Raw genomic sequence first — 14,291 nt, 5'->3', positions numbered from 1 at the left:
AAGGCCATAGGCCAAAGGCGCGGGTCGCGGTCGGCCGCGGTCTGAAAGGCTGGGGGAGTGTCCGTCGAGGCGATGCGGCGAGCGGTCGAGGCCGCGCTGGAACCCGTCCTTGGCGTGGTCGATGTGATGGTCGGGGAGCGGCTGAGAGGCAGCAACCGGAACCAGGTGTTGCGCGTGTCGGCTCAGGGCCGGGACGGCCGGTACCACCGGCTGGTGGTGAAGACGGCCGTGAGTGCGGGCGACGGCGCGGCTCGCGAGGAGGCGGCATTGCGGCTTCTTACGGCCCGCGCGGTTCCAGGGGCCGTGCGGCTACTGGCCGCCGGATCCGATCCGAGCTTGCTGGTCCTCGACGACCTCGGCACGGGACCGACGCTGGCCGACCGGCTGCTCGGTGCGACACCGCGCGCCGCCGAGACGTCCCTGCTCTCCTGGGCAGGGGCGCTCGGCTCGTTCCACGCCGATACCGCCGGGCTACGCGACTCCTTCGCCGAACAACTCGCCGCGCTGTCCCCGCTGGGAACGCCGAGCCTCGACACCTCGGCGGAGACGGTCGGCCAGACGGTGGCCGTGCTGCGTCGTGTGCTGCCCCGGCTCGACGTCGCCGCGAACCCGGCCGCCTGGGACGAGTTGCACGCGGTCGCCACCGGCCTCGACGTGTCGGATCCCGGTCGACCCGGCGCGATGACCCCGGGCGATATCTGCCCCGACAACGCCATCGTCACGACCGACGGCCCGGTACTGATCGATTTCGAGGGTGCCGAGTACCGGCACGTCGCCTGGGACGCCGCCTACCTGAGGGTGCCCTGGCCGTCGTGCTGGTGCGGCTGGCGGCTGCCCGCCCCGGTCGCCGCCACCGCGCTGGAGCACTGGCGCGCGGCGCTCGCGCCCACCCTGCCGGTCGTGACGACCTCCACCTTCGACCGCGACCTCGTCAAGGCCGCACTCACGTGGGTGTTCATCTCCGCCGGCTGGTTCCTCGAGGCCGCCCTCGACGGCGACCCGCGCCCGGCCGATCCCGCCCGCCATGACCTCGTCCCGACCCGCCGGGCCCTGCTGCAGCATCGCCTGCGGTGGGCCGCCGACCAGACGGACGCCCCGCTACCCGCCCTGCGCCAGCTCGCCGCCACACTCCATGCCGCGACCCTGCGCGAATGGGGCCCCGTGCCACTGCCGCTCGCCCCCGCCTTCCGCTGATCCTGTGGGGCGGGCCGGGGCCGCGCCGGCCTGTCGGGAACGTGCCCGGCGGTCCGGTCAGTACGGATGGCGGTCGGGCTTCTCGTTCCAGGTGGCGTACGCCTGTTCGCCCAGCTCGGGGCTGAGCTGTTCGACGTGGATCGAGCGGTCGTCGAGCGGCCGGCTGAAGTCCTCGTACTGGAAGGCGTCGCTGAAGCCGATTCCCTGGGTCGCGTCGAGGTCGCTGCTGAAATAGACGTCGTCGATCCGGGACCAGTAGATGGCGCTCATGCACATGGGGCACGGGATGCCGGCGGTGTAGAGCGAATAGCCGAGCAGCATCCGGGCCCGCTCGGGGACGAGGTCGGGGGAGCCTGGCGGCCGGGGGACGAGCTGAAGTGTCGTGCGGTTCTGCTCGTCCGGGCTGATCGTCGGGCCGTCCGGGTTGAGTACCTGGATCGCCTTGCGGATGCACTCGACCTCGGCATGCGCCGTGGGGTCGCCGGTCAGCAGGACACGGTTCTGGCCGCGAGCGATGATGTCACCGTCCTTGGCGATCACGGCACCGAACGGTCCGCCCCAGCCGTTCTGGACCGACTGGGTCGCCAGCCGCGCCGCCTCGCCCATCAATGCCCGCTTGTCCATTTCCGCCCTCATTTCCGCCGTCTGGTCGTACAGCCGTGCCGCCGCGTCGTACTACCGTGCCGCCGCGCGCCGGCGGCGTCTTTGCAATGTTCGGGTGTACCCATGTCCGCGTTGTTCCTAGCGTCGTTGTTCCTGGCGTCGTTCGCGGCGTCGGAGCGCTGAGAACGCAAAATGGTGAATAAGGGGTGGCGCGGTCGCCGGGCTCGTTTTGTCGGCCTACTCTCGGCGTGGTGGAGAACTCGCGGAACGGTCACATCGGTGTCGGTTCCGGCACCGGAGTCGGCACCGATGTCGATGGCGGCGCGGCGACCGCCGTCATGATCGTCGACGTGCGCGAAGGACGGGAACGCGACTATCTGCGCTGGCAGGAGCGAACAGACGACGCGGCTCGGCGGCGCCCCGGTTTCGAGGCCGCGGAGCTCTACCCACCCACGTCCGCAAATGACCGTTCCTGGGTCGCGGTGTTCCGGTTCGGGACCGTCACCCAGCTCCGCGACTGGCTGGCTTCGCCCGACCGCAGGCGCCTGCTCGACGAGGGCCGTGACCTGTTCAGCGGTCCGGGCAGGCAGGAGATCCTCGCGGGTGAGCCGCCCGACCGTGACATCGTGTCGGCGGTAGTCGCACACGACGTCCGCCCGGGCCACGAGAGGGCATTCCTCGCCTGGCAGGAGAAGGTGCGCAAGGTCCAGACCACCACGCCTGGATTCCTGGGCTACGAGTTGTTCCAGCCGGTTCGCGGCGTGCAGGAACGGTGGGTCGCCGTGTTCCGGTACGACTCGATGCGTCACCTGGAGGAATGGCTGGACTCCTCCACCCGGCGCCGCCTGATCGAGGACGGCCGCGACCATGTCAGCGGTTTCGACGTCCGGAAGGTGGGTTCCTCCTTCAGCGGCTGGTTCCGATTCGGCGACGCCAGCGGCCGGGCGGAGCAGCCGCCGAACTGGAAACAGGCGATGATGGTCCTGCTCGCGCTCTACCCGACGGTCATGGTAGTGACCGTCACCGTCGGCGATGCGCTGGCCGGCGGCGGTGTACCCGAATTCCTGGTCTTCTTCCTCGGCAACGTCCTGAGCGTCGCCGCACTGACCTGGATCCTCATGCCGCTGGTGAACCGGACATTCGCCTTCTGGCTGCTGCCCGGCGTGGCGAGGAGCCGGCGCAGGCAGGTTGTCGGCGCCGCCCTCGTGGTCGCCTGCTACGCGCTTTCGCTGCTGGTGTTCGGGTTGACCGTCGGCTGACGATCCCGCGGTCCCGCCGTCAGCGGTCCGCCGGATCGTCGGTGTTGGGCGCCTACAACCTTGGCCGGGAGCCGTCCACGGACGTCTGCATGGCACGGATCATGCTGTCCTGGACGAAGGACGCGACCAGGCGGCCGTCCTCGGTGAAGATGTCGCCGCGTCCGTAGGCACGTCCGCCGCCCGTGTATGAGCTGTGCAGCCGCGACAGCAACCAGCTGCCAGCGTCACACGCCTGGTGGAACGTGATGGTGTGGCTGATGACGCCGGTCGACAGCGTCACGTGACCCTGTGCCTGGCCGACCCCCTCGTGCGGGCGCATCGCCGTCCCGATCAGGAAGCTCTCGCTCGCGAACGCGATCAGCGCCTGACTCGTCCCGGGGTCGTCGGGGGCGTCGGCCCAGCGCGACCACACGTCGAGGTCAGGCGGGCCGACCAGGTCGGGGCTGTTGAGGTCGACATCGCCGACGATCACACTCTGCAGGCGACGGACCGCCTTCTCGGTGGGCGCGGGCGACGGCGCGGGCGTCGGGGTGTCGGCGTGCCGGATGAGGTCGGGCTCCTCGGCGGACAGCAGGACCATCGATCGGCTGCGCACCTTCTCGTCCTGGCTGAAAGTCACGGTGCTGCTCGCGAACGTCCGCCCGCCGTGCACGCGGTCGACGCTGATCTCCATGGGCCGGTCCGGGACCCCGCCGCGGGCGAAGACGGTGTGGACCGTCTTGACCGACTTCCCGTCCTGCCCGACCAGCGCGGCGATGATCGCCTGCGCCAGAATCTGCCCGCCGAAGACCACGCCCGTGCCGATCGGCAGGTTCTCCCCGCGATAGCGGTCGTCGGCGACCCGCGTGAGCGCCAACGTGTCGAGAACCGGGTCCAGATCGATCATCATGGCAGTTCCTCATTCGCGGGAGAAGGCCGCCGGACGGCGTACCACCACCCGCGGTGAGCAGGGCGGCAACGTCGTCCACGGGCCGGTCGCCGGCGGCGACGCGCAGTCGCATCGTAGGAGGAACCCGCCCACGCGCGCCGCCTTCGTCCGGCCGTGTGGCCTTCGTCAATTATTTGGCCTTGGTCCAACTAATCGGGCTGCGTCCAACCGTTGCCCTCGTCCAACCGTCCAGGCTGCGTCCGACCGTCTGGTCCTCGTCCGACCGTCGGCTGGTCCGGGCGGACCCGCCGTCAGGCCGGGCCTGGTCCCTGGTCGGCGAACGTCCGCCGGGTGTGCCCGACCAGCTCGCGCACCGCCGGACCGTGAGCCGTGCGCCAGACCAGGGACAGCAGGACGGGCGCCGGCGCGTCCTCGATGGTCAGCGCGGTGAGCTGATCCTGGTAGAACGCGGCCATCGAGTCGCTGAGGATCCCGACGGCGAGCCCGCGGACGGCGAGGCCGGCGATGGCGTCCGGCGCGCTCGCCTCCAACGCGACCCTGGCCTCGATCCGCTGCTCGGCGCGGGCCTGGTCGAACATCGTGCGCAGGCCTGTGCCGGGCGGCATGCACACGACCGGGTACGAGCACACCTCGCGCAGGGCGACGCCCGACCCCCGTGTCGCGCGCACTGCCAGCGGGTGACCGGCCGGGACGGTGGCCACGAGGCGGTCCCTGAAGATGGTGAACGCCTCCAGTCCCGGCGGTGTGGTGCCCGCGGTACCTACCAGGGCCAGGTCGAGCGTCCCGGTGCGGACTCCCTCGATGAGCTGGGTGGACCCGTCCTCCAGCAGTGCGAGCTCCACGCCGGGATGTGCCCGGTGGAAGGCGGCGAGGGCGTCGAACAGCGGCGCCAGCGTGCAGCCGGAGACCATGCCGACGGTGAGGTGCCCCCGGATCAGGTCGGTCACCTCGTCGACCGCCTCGTCGACCGCCGCCGCGGCGGCGAGCGCGGCGCGGGCGTGTTCCAGCGCGGCCTTGCCCGCGACGGTGAGGGTCGCGGCGCGCGCCGAGCGGTCGAACAGCTCGGCGCCGAGCTCGCGTTCGAGCTGGCGGATCTGGGCGCTGACGCCGGACTGGCTGATCCGTACCCGCTCGGCCGCGCGGGTGAAGTTCCGCTCCTCGGCGACCGCGACGAAGTACTCCAGCTGCCGCAGTTCCATGACTCCAGATTCTAGCTTCCAGAAGAATCATCTGTTGGACTTCTGGCTGGCAAGTGACCAGTCTGAGAGGCATACGAGCCGGACCCCTGGAAGGAGCGGAACATGCCCTACGAAAAGGCCATGCGGCCCGAGGACATCACCCGCCTGTTCGTCGAGCGGTCCAACGCCGGTGACGCGGCCGGAGTCGCCGAGCTCTACGAGGAGAACGCGGTGCTGGCCTACCCGCCGGGCGGCCAGACGGTGGGCCGGGAGGCGATCCGTGCGCTGTGGGCACAGGTGCTGGCCAACCGTCCTCGCTTCGAGCCGGAGGAGCCGCTGCCGACCCTGGTCAGCGGCGACATCGCCCTCACCTCGACGCCGCCCGGGGACGGGGCCGGCGCCCGGGCGCAGGTCGTCCGGCGCCAGCCCGACGGCAGCTGGCTGCGGGTGCTCGACCAGCCCGAGTTCGTCTCACCGACCCGCTGACCGCGTGACGGACCAGCCCTGGCCTCCAGGACGGTCCGGACTCCTCCACGGCCCGCCGCGCCAGACCGCCGGCGGCGTCAGCGTTTCCGAACCGCTCGGGGCTGTGGCCTTTCCGAACCGTTCGGGGCTGTATCCGCCGCTCGCGGTAGGTCGACCTGGCGTCGATCAGGTATGCAGGTGGGCTCCTTTGAGGATCTTGTCGACGGCGTTCCGCGGGCCGTGGACGGCGAGGCCCACCAGGTCGAGCCGATCGCGCAGGACCGCCCGCACTGCTGCCCTGTTGTCGCGGTCGTTCCCGGTCGCGAACAGATCGGAGGTGAAGACCGCCGGCGTGATGCCCCGTGCCAGCGCACGGGAATGCGCGGCCGTGATGGTCTCCTTCGACCCGGAGAAGACGAGGACTGGCTGGCGGAACATCGGCAGATACGGCGTGCCGTCGCCGTCGGCGTACGGCTCGCCCATCAGCTCCGGATTCGCGGCGGCGATGCCGCTGACGAGGAACGCGCATACGTTGAGCCGTTGCCAGGTCGCCAGATCATCGCGCACCACAACGGCGATCTTGGTGGTGAAGGGGACGGATCCGTCTGTTGACATGGGTGCAGGGGGCATGGGTGCAATCTGTCCGGCGCCGGCACGGGTGTCTTGTACGTTCTTGACATGGCCGCACGCTCGGACATCGCGGCGTGGCGGCCCTCGGTGAGCGGAATCGTCGAGGTCTTCCACGCCCGTTTCACCGAGCACGCGTATCCGTCGCACACCCATGACGCCTGGACCCTGCTCGTCATCGACGAAGGGGTTGTGCGGTACGACCTCGATCGGCGTGAGCACGGCGCGGTGCCCCCGTTCGTGACGCTGCTGCCGCCGGATGTCCCCCATGACGGTCGCTCGGTCCGTCCGGAGGGGTTTCGAAAGCGGGTCCTGTACCTGGACCGCGCTCTGCTCGACGATCGCCTGGTCGGCGCGGCGGTCGACGCCCCGAGCCTGCGGGACGCGGCGTTGCGCCACGGCGTCCACCAGTTGCACAACCTGCTCGCGCGTCCGCATGAGCTGCTCGAGGCGCAGAGCCGGCTCGCGCTGATCAGGGAGCGACTGCTGGGGCACCTGCGTCCTCGGCTCGGCGACCCGCCCGTCCGTCGGGACTCCGGGGTGGCCCGCCGCTTGCGGGACCTCCTGGACGGGAGCGTGCCGCGGGGCCTGTCGCTCGACGAGGCGGCCCAGGCCCTGAACGCCCACCCGGCACACCTCGTGCGCGCATTCCGGCGGGAGTACGGTCTGCCGCCGCACCAGTACCTGATCGGTCGCCGCCTCGACCTGGCCCGCCGCCTGCTCCTCGCCGGCCACCGCCCGGCGGAGGCGGCCACGATGGCTGGGTTCTACGACCAGTCCCACCTGACGCGCCACCTCACCCGCCTGGTGGGGACCGGGCCCGGGCGTTACGCCAGGGGAGTGGTACCGGAGCCGATCACCGGAACCGGCCGGGCGGAGTCCCGAGCGCTCCCACCCATGGACCCGCCGCGCCGAGCGGACGACTAGCGCCGCCTCGGCCACGTTCACCCCCGTGATCGCCGCGCACGTGTTGCCGTCGTCGCGAATGCGCCAAAATCACGACGCTGGCAACACGTCGCTGGCGATCAAGGGCGTGTGGCGGTCACCGACGGCCGAGCCCACGTGTCTCCGAGCTTGCCTACCGCCTGAAGGCAGGGGCCGCCGATATCGTCGCCGAACGTGGTCCTCCGGCGGCACCGATGTCCTGCCGGAGATCGGTGGGTGCTCGGTCTGATGGGTCCGCCGCGCACCGGCCGTAAGGAAGCCTCGGGGAACATCGAGCACCACACACCTGTGAGGGGCACGTCGTGACCGGCACCGCTGACCTGATCGGGCGCAACGCGGAGTTCGCCGCCAGCCGATTCTCGGCCAATCTGACCATAAACCCCAGCGGCAACCTGATGGTCGTCGGCTGCGTCGACCCGCGCGTCGACCCGACCCACGTGCTGGGCCTCGAGCAGGGCGAGGCCGCCGTGATCCGCAATGTCGGAGGGCGGATCACGCCGCGACACTCCGCACGATGGCGATGCTGGGAAAGGTCGGCCAGGCCAATGCGGAAAGCCGCCGCCCAGGGGACTGGAACCTGGTCATCCTGCATCACACCGACTGCGGGATGACGGATCTCGCCTCTTTCCCCGAACTGCTGGCCGGCTACTTCGAGATCCCGATCGATGAGCCAGGCGCCAAGGCCGTCAGCGACCCGTACGGCTCGGTACGAGTCGACGTCGGCGTCATCAGGCAGGAGGTCCGGAGCCCCGGCTACCTGGTGTCGGGCCTCGTCTACGACGTCTCGACCGGCCTGGTCGAATCCGTCGTCGCACCCACCCAGGTGCCCACCGGCTAGAAACGTCGGCGTCGAATTTCATGATCCGGTGAGATCCTCGGAGCCCTGGCACGCAAGAACGCAATCGCCCTGGGATCGTCTTGGCGATCGCGGAGTCAACCCCGCCTGGAGCCCGGCCCGGGCCCGGTCGGGGCGCCGCCCGGGCGCTCGGGCGGCTGGGTGCTCGTCCTGTCCGACGTCAGAGTCACGACCAGCGCCGTTTGGCGCCCCTGACGTCTGACGCGACGCCCGGGATTTCCCGGGCGCCCGGGCCGCCGCTCCGCTGCGCACGTCCATCCACCCATGGGTTGTGGCGGGCGGGAAGCCGGGATCCGCCCCACAACCCATGACCAGATCCGATGCGAGACCTGAGTAATTAGGGTTCCTCGCTCTGGCGCCGAGAATCCCGCCCGATCACCGGCGCCCACGCCCACGCGCATACGCCACGCCGCCGGAATTCGTACGTCATGCTGGAATACCAGCGACGCGGGCCGCCCGCAACCAGGTCGGAAACTCGCCGAGAAGTCTCCGGTAGAGCGTCTCGTCGTCGATCGCGTCGATGTCGTCGACGGCGAAGAAGCCCGCGTTGTCGACGACGCGGCCAGAGAGCGTGTCGAACTTCTCCAGGATTCCGTATTCGGCCTGCCCGAGGCCGACGAACTGCCAGAAGATCGGCAGATTCGATGTCTTCCGCAGCAGCTTCGCGATCTGCGCGCTATGGTAGATGCCACCGTCGGTGAGTATCAGAACGAGTGCGGGCGGTGGGGATGGGAGCCGCTGGTAATGCGCGACGATCCGCCTCATAATCCTTGGTTCCACATTCTCCTCGCCGAGGAGATACCACCTGGGTATCCGCCGGCCGGCGGCCCGCGCGGCGCGCTCGCGGGCGAGCGTCGCGTCCCTGCCGCCCTGTCCGGTCCCCGGGTAGGACATCCGGACATACAGCGGGATCCACTCGGCCAGCTGGTCGGCCCGCAGAGGTGGCAGCGCGAGTGGCATGGTCGCGTAGGACCAGACGTCGAGCGTCGCGTCGTCATCCATGGTCGCGGCGACGGCCGCCACCCGCTCCACGACGCGGGCGACGATGCCCGTCTGGTAATGCGTCGTCATCGAGCCGCTGGCGTCGAGCGCCAGCGCCACACGGGCCCGGTGTTCAGGGATGCCGTGCCCGGTCAGAACGGTGTGGACGGTCCTCTTGCGCAGATCGAGCCGGGTGCGCATGTCGAGGCCCGAACTCTCCGTCGACGGCGGGTCGGCCGCGGCGGCTGACCGCGGCGGCAGAACGGCCGCGGCGTGTGCGGACGCCGACGCCGCGGAAACCGCCGAAACCGACGCCGCGGAAACCGCGGACACCGACGCCGCGGACACCGTCACCGGAAACGGCGCGGCGGCGACGCCCACGTCCGCGGAGATGTCGATGCCGTAGTCGGTGGCCAGGCCCGCGAGGCCGGACGCGTAGCCCTGGCCCACCGCGCGGATCTTCCATGCACCGGACCGGCGGTAGATCTCGACGAGGATGAGGGCCCTTTCCGCGTCCAGCCGCGGCGGGGTGAAGCGGACAAGCTCCGTACCCGTGGCGAGGCCGGTGACCCGGGCCGACACGGTCAGCCCGCCGAACGTCAGGTGCGGGGTGGCGACGTCGACGGTGGCGGTGATGACGATCGACGCCACGTCGGCCGGCTGGCGGTTGATGTCGACGGTGACCGCCTCGCCCGCGCCGTCCGGCGTGCGGCCGCGGTGGCGGACCGACCCGTCAGGGCTGCTCGGCGCGTTGAAGAAGACCAGATCGGCGTCCTCGCGAGCCCTCCCGTTGGCGTCGAGCCGTAGCGCGCACACATCCAACGACGGGGACGGGCGTCCAGCGGCGTCGGCGGCGGGCCAGCTCACGATGATCTCGACATGCCGGTCACCGAGAACGGTGTTCGCGCCCTTGGCCAGTTCCACGCGGCCAGTATCGTGCGCCGGGTCCGATTCCGAATATCGCCAACATGACCTTCGGAGGTGCTGGCTCGACCGAGGTCCTTGACCTGGCAACGGGCCGGCGGCCGGCGAGACTTCACGGTTCCATGTTTGATCCCGGAAGATGCTCGACGTGCTGCCCTACTCGACAACTCGACCCCAGCCGCTATCACCGGCGGCCTCCCGTGCTGCCACCATCAGTTGGTGAGTTGCCGCCGCTGCGCCATGTCCTGTCTGGCGTCATGCGGTCCTGACGCGGTGCGAAGATCTGTGGTGTGGTGGATTTGGGGGCATCGCCGCGGGACGAGGGATGGGACTTCTTCGTCTCCTACACGAGCGTGGACCGTGGCTGGGCGGAGTGGGTGGCCTGGCAGTTGGAGGACGCCGGATACCGCGTTCTGATTCAGGCGTGGGACTTCGTTGCCGGCTCGAACTGGCGGTTCCGCATGGGCGAAGGCGTCCAACATTCCGAGCGGACGATCGCGATCCTGTCTGCCGCCTACCTGGACTCGATCTACGGCCGCCAGGAGTGGGAAGCCGCCCAGGCCGCCGACCCCAACGGCTTCGCCCGCAAACTGTTGCCGGTCCGTATCGAGGACTGCCCACGCCCGGGTCTGCTTGGCGTTGTCGTGTCCATCGACCTCTTCAACCGGAGCGCGGAGGACGCCCATCGGCACATTCTTGATCAGATTCGTGGCACCGTGACCGGCCGAGCCAAGCCCACTTCCGCTCCCGAGTTCCCCGTACCCGCACGCAGCGCCCCTCCCATCGACGCACCCGCCTTCCCCCGTCTCGCCCGACCAGCCCCCGAGCCGCTGTCAGCCAATCCCGAACCGATCCGCCGGCCCCTCATCGGTCACACCCTGCCCGTGCTGTCGGTGGCGTTCGCGGCGGATGGACGCACCCTCGCCACCGGTAGCGCCGACAAGACGGTGCGGCTCTGGGACGTCACCGACCCCACCCGACCCCAGCAGATCGGCCAACCCCTCACCGGCCACACCAAAGGCGTCGGGTCGGTGGCGTTCGGCGGCGGATGGACGCACCCTCGCCACCGGTAGCGCCGACAAGACGGTGCGGCTCTGGGACGTCACCGACCCCGCCCGACCTCAGCAGATCGGCCAACCCCTTGCCGGCCACGCCAAAGTCATGGCGTTCACAGCGGATGGACGCACCCTCGCCACCGGAGGCTACGACCGGACGGTGCGGCTCTGGGACGTCACCGACCCCGCCCAGCCCGAGCAGATCGCCGGATTCGTCATCGGCCCCATCGCCACCCCGCTGTGGGTGGCGTTCGCACCGGATGGACAAACTCTCGCCACCGGAGGCGAATGCTGGACGGTGCGGCTCTGGGACATCACCAACCCCACCCAACCCCAGAAGATCGGCCAATTCCGCAGACGCCACTTTCCATACGTGGCATCGGTAGCGTTCACGGGGGATGGGTGCATCCTCGCCACCGGAGGTGATGAGACGGTGCGGCTCTGGGACGTCACCGACCCCACCCGACCCCAGAAGATCGGCCAACCCCTCACCGGCCACACCAAGGAGGTGTCGTCGGTGGCGTTCACAGCGGATGGGCGCACCCTCGCCGCTGGAGGCTACGACCGGACGGTGCGGCTCTGGGACGTCACCGACCCCACCCGACCCCAGAAGATCGGCCAACCCCTCACCGGCCACAGCAAAGAGGTGTCGTCGGTGGCGTTCACAGCGGATGGGCGCACCCTCGCCGCCGGAGGCTACGACCGGACGGTGCGGCTCTGGCGGACGCGCTGAGCCGACACAGCCCGAGCGCCCAGCCGCTCCCGGACACTGCTGTCTCCCCAGGTGGCGCATGGTAGGTCAGCAGGGATTGACTTCGGTAAAGCCATGAACGGACGCGGGTTGGTGTCCTGCCGCTTATGGTGATGGCGGACGTCACCATGGTGAACGTCACGCGGCCAGGCATGGGTCGTCGACCTGCACGCGTGTCCTTGAGGCTTGCGGCGAGTGCTCGACGCCCGCGTGACTGGTGTCACATAAACCTCCAGGCCACGACTTGAGTAATCTCGTTTCCTCGCTCTGACGCGCAAGAACCCAAGTACGCGAGGCGCGATCGTGTTGGTGTCCAAGCCGCGACCGTGAGGCCTACGATCAGCTGTCCTCAAGACGAGCGAGCGTAGCCTCGGCGCGGATTGTGCCCAGGTGATCTTCTTCCGGGATCCGGCGGCGCCGGGCGAGCATGTCCTGCTCCAGGAAGCGGGCAGATCCATGCCCGTCAGCGGGCTGGGGCTCGGCCGTCGGCGGACTCCGATGTCGATATCGTGCGGATCGTGCCGCTGCCCGAGCCGCTGATCACCGAGATGCGCGAGGACCTGTTCTGGTCCGAGGTCCTGTGGGAGGACGCTTGGGAGGATGCCTGGGTCCCGCAGGCCGCCCGGAAACCGAGTGTGCGTTTCGCAGTCGATGTCGGTGACGATTACGGGATCGGGACGAACGTCATGCTGGGTTCCGGGATGCAGTCGCTGGAGATCTACGCGCCAGGGTCGGCCGACGGTGAGGACATCGGGTACGTCGACGGGGCGCATCCCATGCCGAAGGCGCTGCGGTGGGAGGAGTTGGAGCTGGTCTGCCGGGCGTCCGCGTTGCGTGACCCGGAGATTCGACATCCCGGGCCCGTGGCCGCGTTACTGTTGCCCTACCTTCTCCGCGACGGCAGCGAGTCCCTGGACGCCGTCAGCCCAGTTCTCGACGCCGCCTTCCGCCTGGTAAGGCCCCAGCCGGGGCATGGCCTGCGGTCCGAGACGCGGTCGCGGCTCAAGTGGCCACCGCCAAAGGGGACCACCTGGGTCACCCGACCAGACGGGCACCTGGCCGTCACGAATTCGGGTTGGCCTCCCCTGAACTCCTACCGGACGCCCGAGGCGGAGCACTTCCCGTTCGGCGTGCTGGCCGGCCTTTTCGACGCGGCCAGGGCCACGGTGGCGGCGGTAGCGGCGGCCGCCCCCCTGACGGAACCGGCGGTCCGGTCGGCGCTCGAGGTCGCGATCCGGGACCAGGACGTCTCCGCGCTGGCGAACGCACTTCGAGACGTCGGGTACGGCGATGACATCGAGTACGACGACGACGCCTTCTACGTCGAGGATGCCTGGCACGGCAACGCGGTGGTGCTTCGCGCGCTGGAGGCCCCGACGGAACCGGTGGAGACCGCCTGGGTACTGGAGGTACTCAGCGGGGCCGCGCAGGGGTCGGTCATCGCGCGCTGGTTCGGCGAGAGCCCGATGCATCACCTGCGGTTGTGGGAGCTCGACCTCCGCCTCGTCAACGTCGGCAGGTCGTTCGCACGGATCAGGAACGGCCTGGAGAAACTCGAACGGTCCGAGGTGCTGGCTCGCGTCGGCCGCGCTGACGCCGTCGGGCCGGACGAACTGCGCCTGCCCGTTGTCGTCGGACGTGACGATCTCCCCGCGGCACGGGCGGCGATCCGTGAGGTCCTCGCTCAGGCCGACCACGGTGTGACCGCATCTCTGTGGAACGGCGACGAAGAGATCGGCCTGTCCAGCGAACAGTAAGCGTGTGGACCGCCGTCGAGGCGGCAGGGGGTCAGGGCTCGACGGCCATCCGGACCCCGAAGGCGACCTGTACCAGGCCGGTGACCCGGTCGACCCGGTGGCGGACCGGCCGTCGGCCATCATGCACGCTCGTTCACGCGGGGCCGCGGCACCAGCCGACCGCCGAATATCCCTGCGGCGCGAAGCTGCTGACCTGGGATGCTTTCCAGGTGACCGCGATCCGTTCCGTGGTTTTGGTGGGGCTGTTCTCAGCGAAGGAGCGCGACTACCAGGCCCGGCTCGACGTCCTCGACGCGCGGGTGACGGCGCTGGGAGGAAATGTGCTGGAGCGGTTCGTCCAGCGCCGGGGCGTCTCCGACGGCGGGGTACGGCTGATGACCGCCCCGCTGTCCCGGCGCTTCCTCATCGGCCCGGGGAAACTCGACCAGATCGCGGCGACCTGTTCGAGCAGGAACATCGACGCCGTCATCTTCCTCAATGATCTGAGCGCCCACCAGCGCCGTTGGCTGCCGACCCGACTCGGGCGTCCGGTGCTCACCCAGGCCGACCTCGACCGGTCAGCAGAGAGCCTGACCGGCCCGACCCGATCTCATCCTCATGCAGGTCAGGGGCGCAGCCCTCATCGCCGGCACCGTCGCCGATAGTCAAGGAGGAGCCCCAGGGCTCAGCCCCGGACGCCGACCAGCCACCAGCGGCGAGGAAAGGCGCGACGACGCCTGTCTCTGCTGCCAAGCAGGCACCCGAGGATTGCCCCAGGAACCCGGCCTAGCTCGGGGCATGAAGGACCTAGGCCCCGCGGACCCGAGA

General features: G+C 69.9%; 14 protein-coding genes and 2 pseudogenes. 11 read left to right on the top strand and 5 right to left on the bottom strand.

The genetic code is table 11. The features are described from left to right. Positions 1-57 precede the first annotated feature (57 nt). Complete coding sequence (locus FRCN3DRAFT_RS49720) at positions 58-1,194, top strand: phosphotransferase family protein (RefSeq protein WP_051466333.1); 1,137 nt, start codon at positions 58-60, stop codon at positions 1,192-1,194. Between the two features lie 57 nt (positions 1,195-1,251). Here FRCN3DRAFT_RS49720 and FRCN3DRAFT_RS0221595 read toward each other — a convergent pair whose 3' ends face one another. Continuing rightward, complete coding sequence (locus tag FRCN3DRAFT_RS0221595; protein ID WP_007517261.1) at positions 1,252-1,818, bottom strand: nucleoside deaminase; 567 nt, start codon at positions 1,816-1,818, stop codon at positions 1,252-1,254. A 230-nt stretch (positions 1,819-2,048) separates the two neighbouring features. Between FRCN3DRAFT_RS0221595 and FRCN3DRAFT_RS0221590 the strand changes: the two genes are divergently transcribed. Next, positions 2,049-3,056, top strand: coding sequence for an antibiotic biosynthesis monooxygenase (locus FRCN3DRAFT_RS0221590; RefSeq protein ID WP_232794103.1), 1,008 nt, complete (start codon positions 2,049-2,051; stop codon positions 3,054-3,056). A gap of 52 nt (positions 3,057-3,108) precedes the next feature. On the opposite strand, the gene FRCN3DRAFT_RS0221585 is transcribed toward FRCN3DRAFT_RS0221590, so the two are convergent. Continuing rightward, positions 3,109-3,945, bottom strand: a complete 837-nt coding sequence (locus tag FRCN3DRAFT_RS0221585; protein WP_007517264.1) for an acyl-CoA thioesterase domain-containing protein — start codon at positions 3,943-3,945, stop codon at positions 3,109-3,111. Between the two features lie 290 nt (positions 3,946-4,235). Next, positions 4,236-5,144 carry a LysR family transcriptional regulator gene (locus tag FRCN3DRAFT_RS0221580; protein ID WP_007517266.1) on the bottom strand — a complete coding sequence of 303 codons (909 nt, stop codon included), beginning with the start codon at positions 5,142-5,144 and terminating at the stop codon, positions 4,236-4,238. Between the two features lie 102 nt (positions 5,145-5,246). Here FRCN3DRAFT_RS0221580 and FRCN3DRAFT_RS0221575 point away from each other — a divergent pair, with 102 nt between their 5' ends. Further along, positions 5,247-5,609 (top strand): YybH family protein, encoded by a 363-nt coding sequence (locus FRCN3DRAFT_RS0221575; protein WP_007517268.1) that lies wholly within the window; start codon positions 5,247-5,249, stop codon positions 5,607-5,609. 165 nt (positions 5,610-5,774) lie between these two features. On the opposite strand, the gene FRCN3DRAFT_RS0221570 is transcribed toward FRCN3DRAFT_RS0221575, so the two are convergent. After that, complete coding sequence (locus FRCN3DRAFT_RS0221570; RefSeq protein WP_027140816.1) at positions 5,775-6,203, bottom strand: DUF2000 domain-containing protein; 429 nt, start codon at positions 6,201-6,203, stop codon at positions 5,775-5,777. A gap of 63 nt (positions 6,204-6,266) precedes the next feature. Between FRCN3DRAFT_RS0221570 and FRCN3DRAFT_RS0221565 the strand changes: the two genes are divergently transcribed. The 3 genes from FRCN3DRAFT_RS0221565 to FRCN3DRAFT_RS45590 all read left to right on the top strand — a co-directional run bounded on the left by FRCN3DRAFT_RS0221565 (position 6,267) and on the right by FRCN3DRAFT_RS45590 (position 7,998). Further along, positions 6,267-7,142 (top strand): AraC family transcriptional regulator, encoded by an 876-nt coding sequence (locus FRCN3DRAFT_RS0221565; RefSeq protein WP_007517271.1) that lies wholly within the window; start codon positions 6,267-6,269, stop codon positions 7,140-7,142. A gap of 413 nt (positions 7,143-7,555) precedes the next feature. Further along, positions 7,556-7,771, top strand: coding sequence for a carbonic anhydrase (locus FRCN3DRAFT_RS57805; protein ID WP_425343349.1), 216 nt, complete (start codon positions 7,556-7,558; stop codon positions 7,769-7,771). Beyond that, entirely contained in the window at positions 7,675-7,998 is a 324-nt protein-coding gene (locus FRCN3DRAFT_RS45590; RefSeq protein WP_007517272.1) for a carbonic anhydrase, read from the top strand. The genes FRCN3DRAFT_RS57805 and FRCN3DRAFT_RS45590 overlap by 97 nt, the downstream gene beginning before the upstream one ends. Positions 7,999-8,442: 444 nt before the next feature. On the opposite strand, the gene FRCN3DRAFT_RS0221555 is transcribed toward FRCN3DRAFT_RS45590, so the two are convergent. Next, complete coding sequence (locus FRCN3DRAFT_RS0221555; RefSeq protein ID WP_007517273.1) at positions 8,443-9,921, bottom strand: VWA domain-containing protein; 1,479 nt, start codon at positions 9,919-9,921, stop codon at positions 8,443-8,445. A 290-nt stretch (positions 9,922-10,211) separates the two neighbouring features. Here FRCN3DRAFT_RS0221555 and FRCN3DRAFT_RS57450 point away from each other — a divergent pair. The 5 genes and pseudogenes from FRCN3DRAFT_RS57450 to FRCN3DRAFT_RS53205 form a co-directional block, all read left to right on the top strand. Continuing rightward, a pseudogene (locus FRCN3DRAFT_RS57450) lies at positions 10,212-10,838 on the top strand (toll/interleukin-1 receptor domain-containing protein); the annotation flags it as partial. Beyond that, positions 10,831-10,998, top strand: a pseudogene (locus tag FRCN3DRAFT_RS57800) (hypothetical protein); the annotation flags it as partial. The pseudogenes FRCN3DRAFT_RS57450 and FRCN3DRAFT_RS57800, both read left to right, overlap by 8 nt. Positions 10,999-11,082: 84 nt before the next feature. Next, a complete protein-coding gene (locus FRCN3DRAFT_RS57445) occupies positions 11,083-11,709 on the top strand; it encodes a WD40 repeat domain-containing protein (protein ID WP_342435344.1) in 627 nt (208 codons plus the stop codon). A 536-nt stretch (positions 11,710-12,245) separates the two neighbouring features. Next, positions 12,246-13,484, top strand: coding sequence for a hypothetical protein (locus FRCN3DRAFT_RS49715; RefSeq protein ID WP_106410499.1), 1,239 nt, complete (start codon positions 12,246-12,248; stop codon positions 13,482-13,484). A 209-nt stretch (positions 13,485-13,693) separates the two neighbouring features. Beyond that, positions 13,694-14,128, top strand: coding sequence for an HflX-like GTP-binding protein (locus tag FRCN3DRAFT_RS53205; RefSeq protein ID WP_007510055.1), 435 nt, complete (start codon positions 13,694-13,696; stop codon positions 14,126-14,128). Positions 14,129-14,291: the final 163 nt, after the last annotated feature.

The sequence above is a fragment of the Pseudofrankia saprophytica genome (assembly GCF_000235425.2).
In the GTDB taxonomy this organism is placed as follows: Bacteria; Actinomycetota; Actinomycetes; order Frankiales; family Frankiaceae; genus Pseudofrankia; species Pseudofrankia saprophytica.
Note: the sequence above shows the minus strand (reverse complement) of the source record. Positions and strands in the feature narration are given on the sequence as shown.

Coding starts and splice junctions, on each gene's coding strand:
- FRCN3DRAFT_RS0221595 (WP_007517261.1), bottom strand. CDS start 1,818: ATGGACAAGCGGGCATTGATGGGCGAGGCGGCGCGGCTGGCGACCCAG.
- FRCN3DRAFT_RS0221585 (WP_007517264.1), bottom strand. CDS start 3,945: ATGATGATCGATCTGGACCCGGTTCTCGACACGTTGGCGCTCACGCGG.
- FRCN3DRAFT_RS0221580 (WP_007517266.1), bottom strand. CDS start 5,144: ATGGAACTGCGGCAGCTGGAGTACTTCGTCGCGGTCGCCGAGGAGCGG.
- FRCN3DRAFT_RS0221575 (WP_007517268.1), top strand. CDS start 5,247: ATGCCCTACGAAAAGGCCATGCGGCCCGAGGACATCACCCGCCTGTTC.
- FRCN3DRAFT_RS0221570 (WP_027140816.1), bottom strand. CDS start 6,203: ATGTCAACAGACGGATCCGTCCCCTTCACCACCAAGATCGCCGTTGTG.
- FRCN3DRAFT_RS0221565 (WP_007517271.1), top strand. CDS start 6,267: ATGGCCGCACGCTCGGACATCGCGGCGTGGCGGCCCTCGGTGAGCGGA.
- FRCN3DRAFT_RS57805 (WP_425343349.1), top strand. CDS start 7,556: ATGGTCGTCGGCTGCGTCGACCCGCGCGTCGACCCGACCCACGTGCTG.
- FRCN3DRAFT_RS45590 (WP_007517272.1), top strand. CDS start 7,675: ATGGCGATGCTGGGAAAGGTCGGCCAGGCCAATGCGGAAAGCCGCCGC.
- FRCN3DRAFT_RS57445 (WP_342435344.1), top strand. CDS start 11,083: ATGGCGTTCACAGCGGATGGACGCACCCTCGCCACCGGAGGCTACGAC.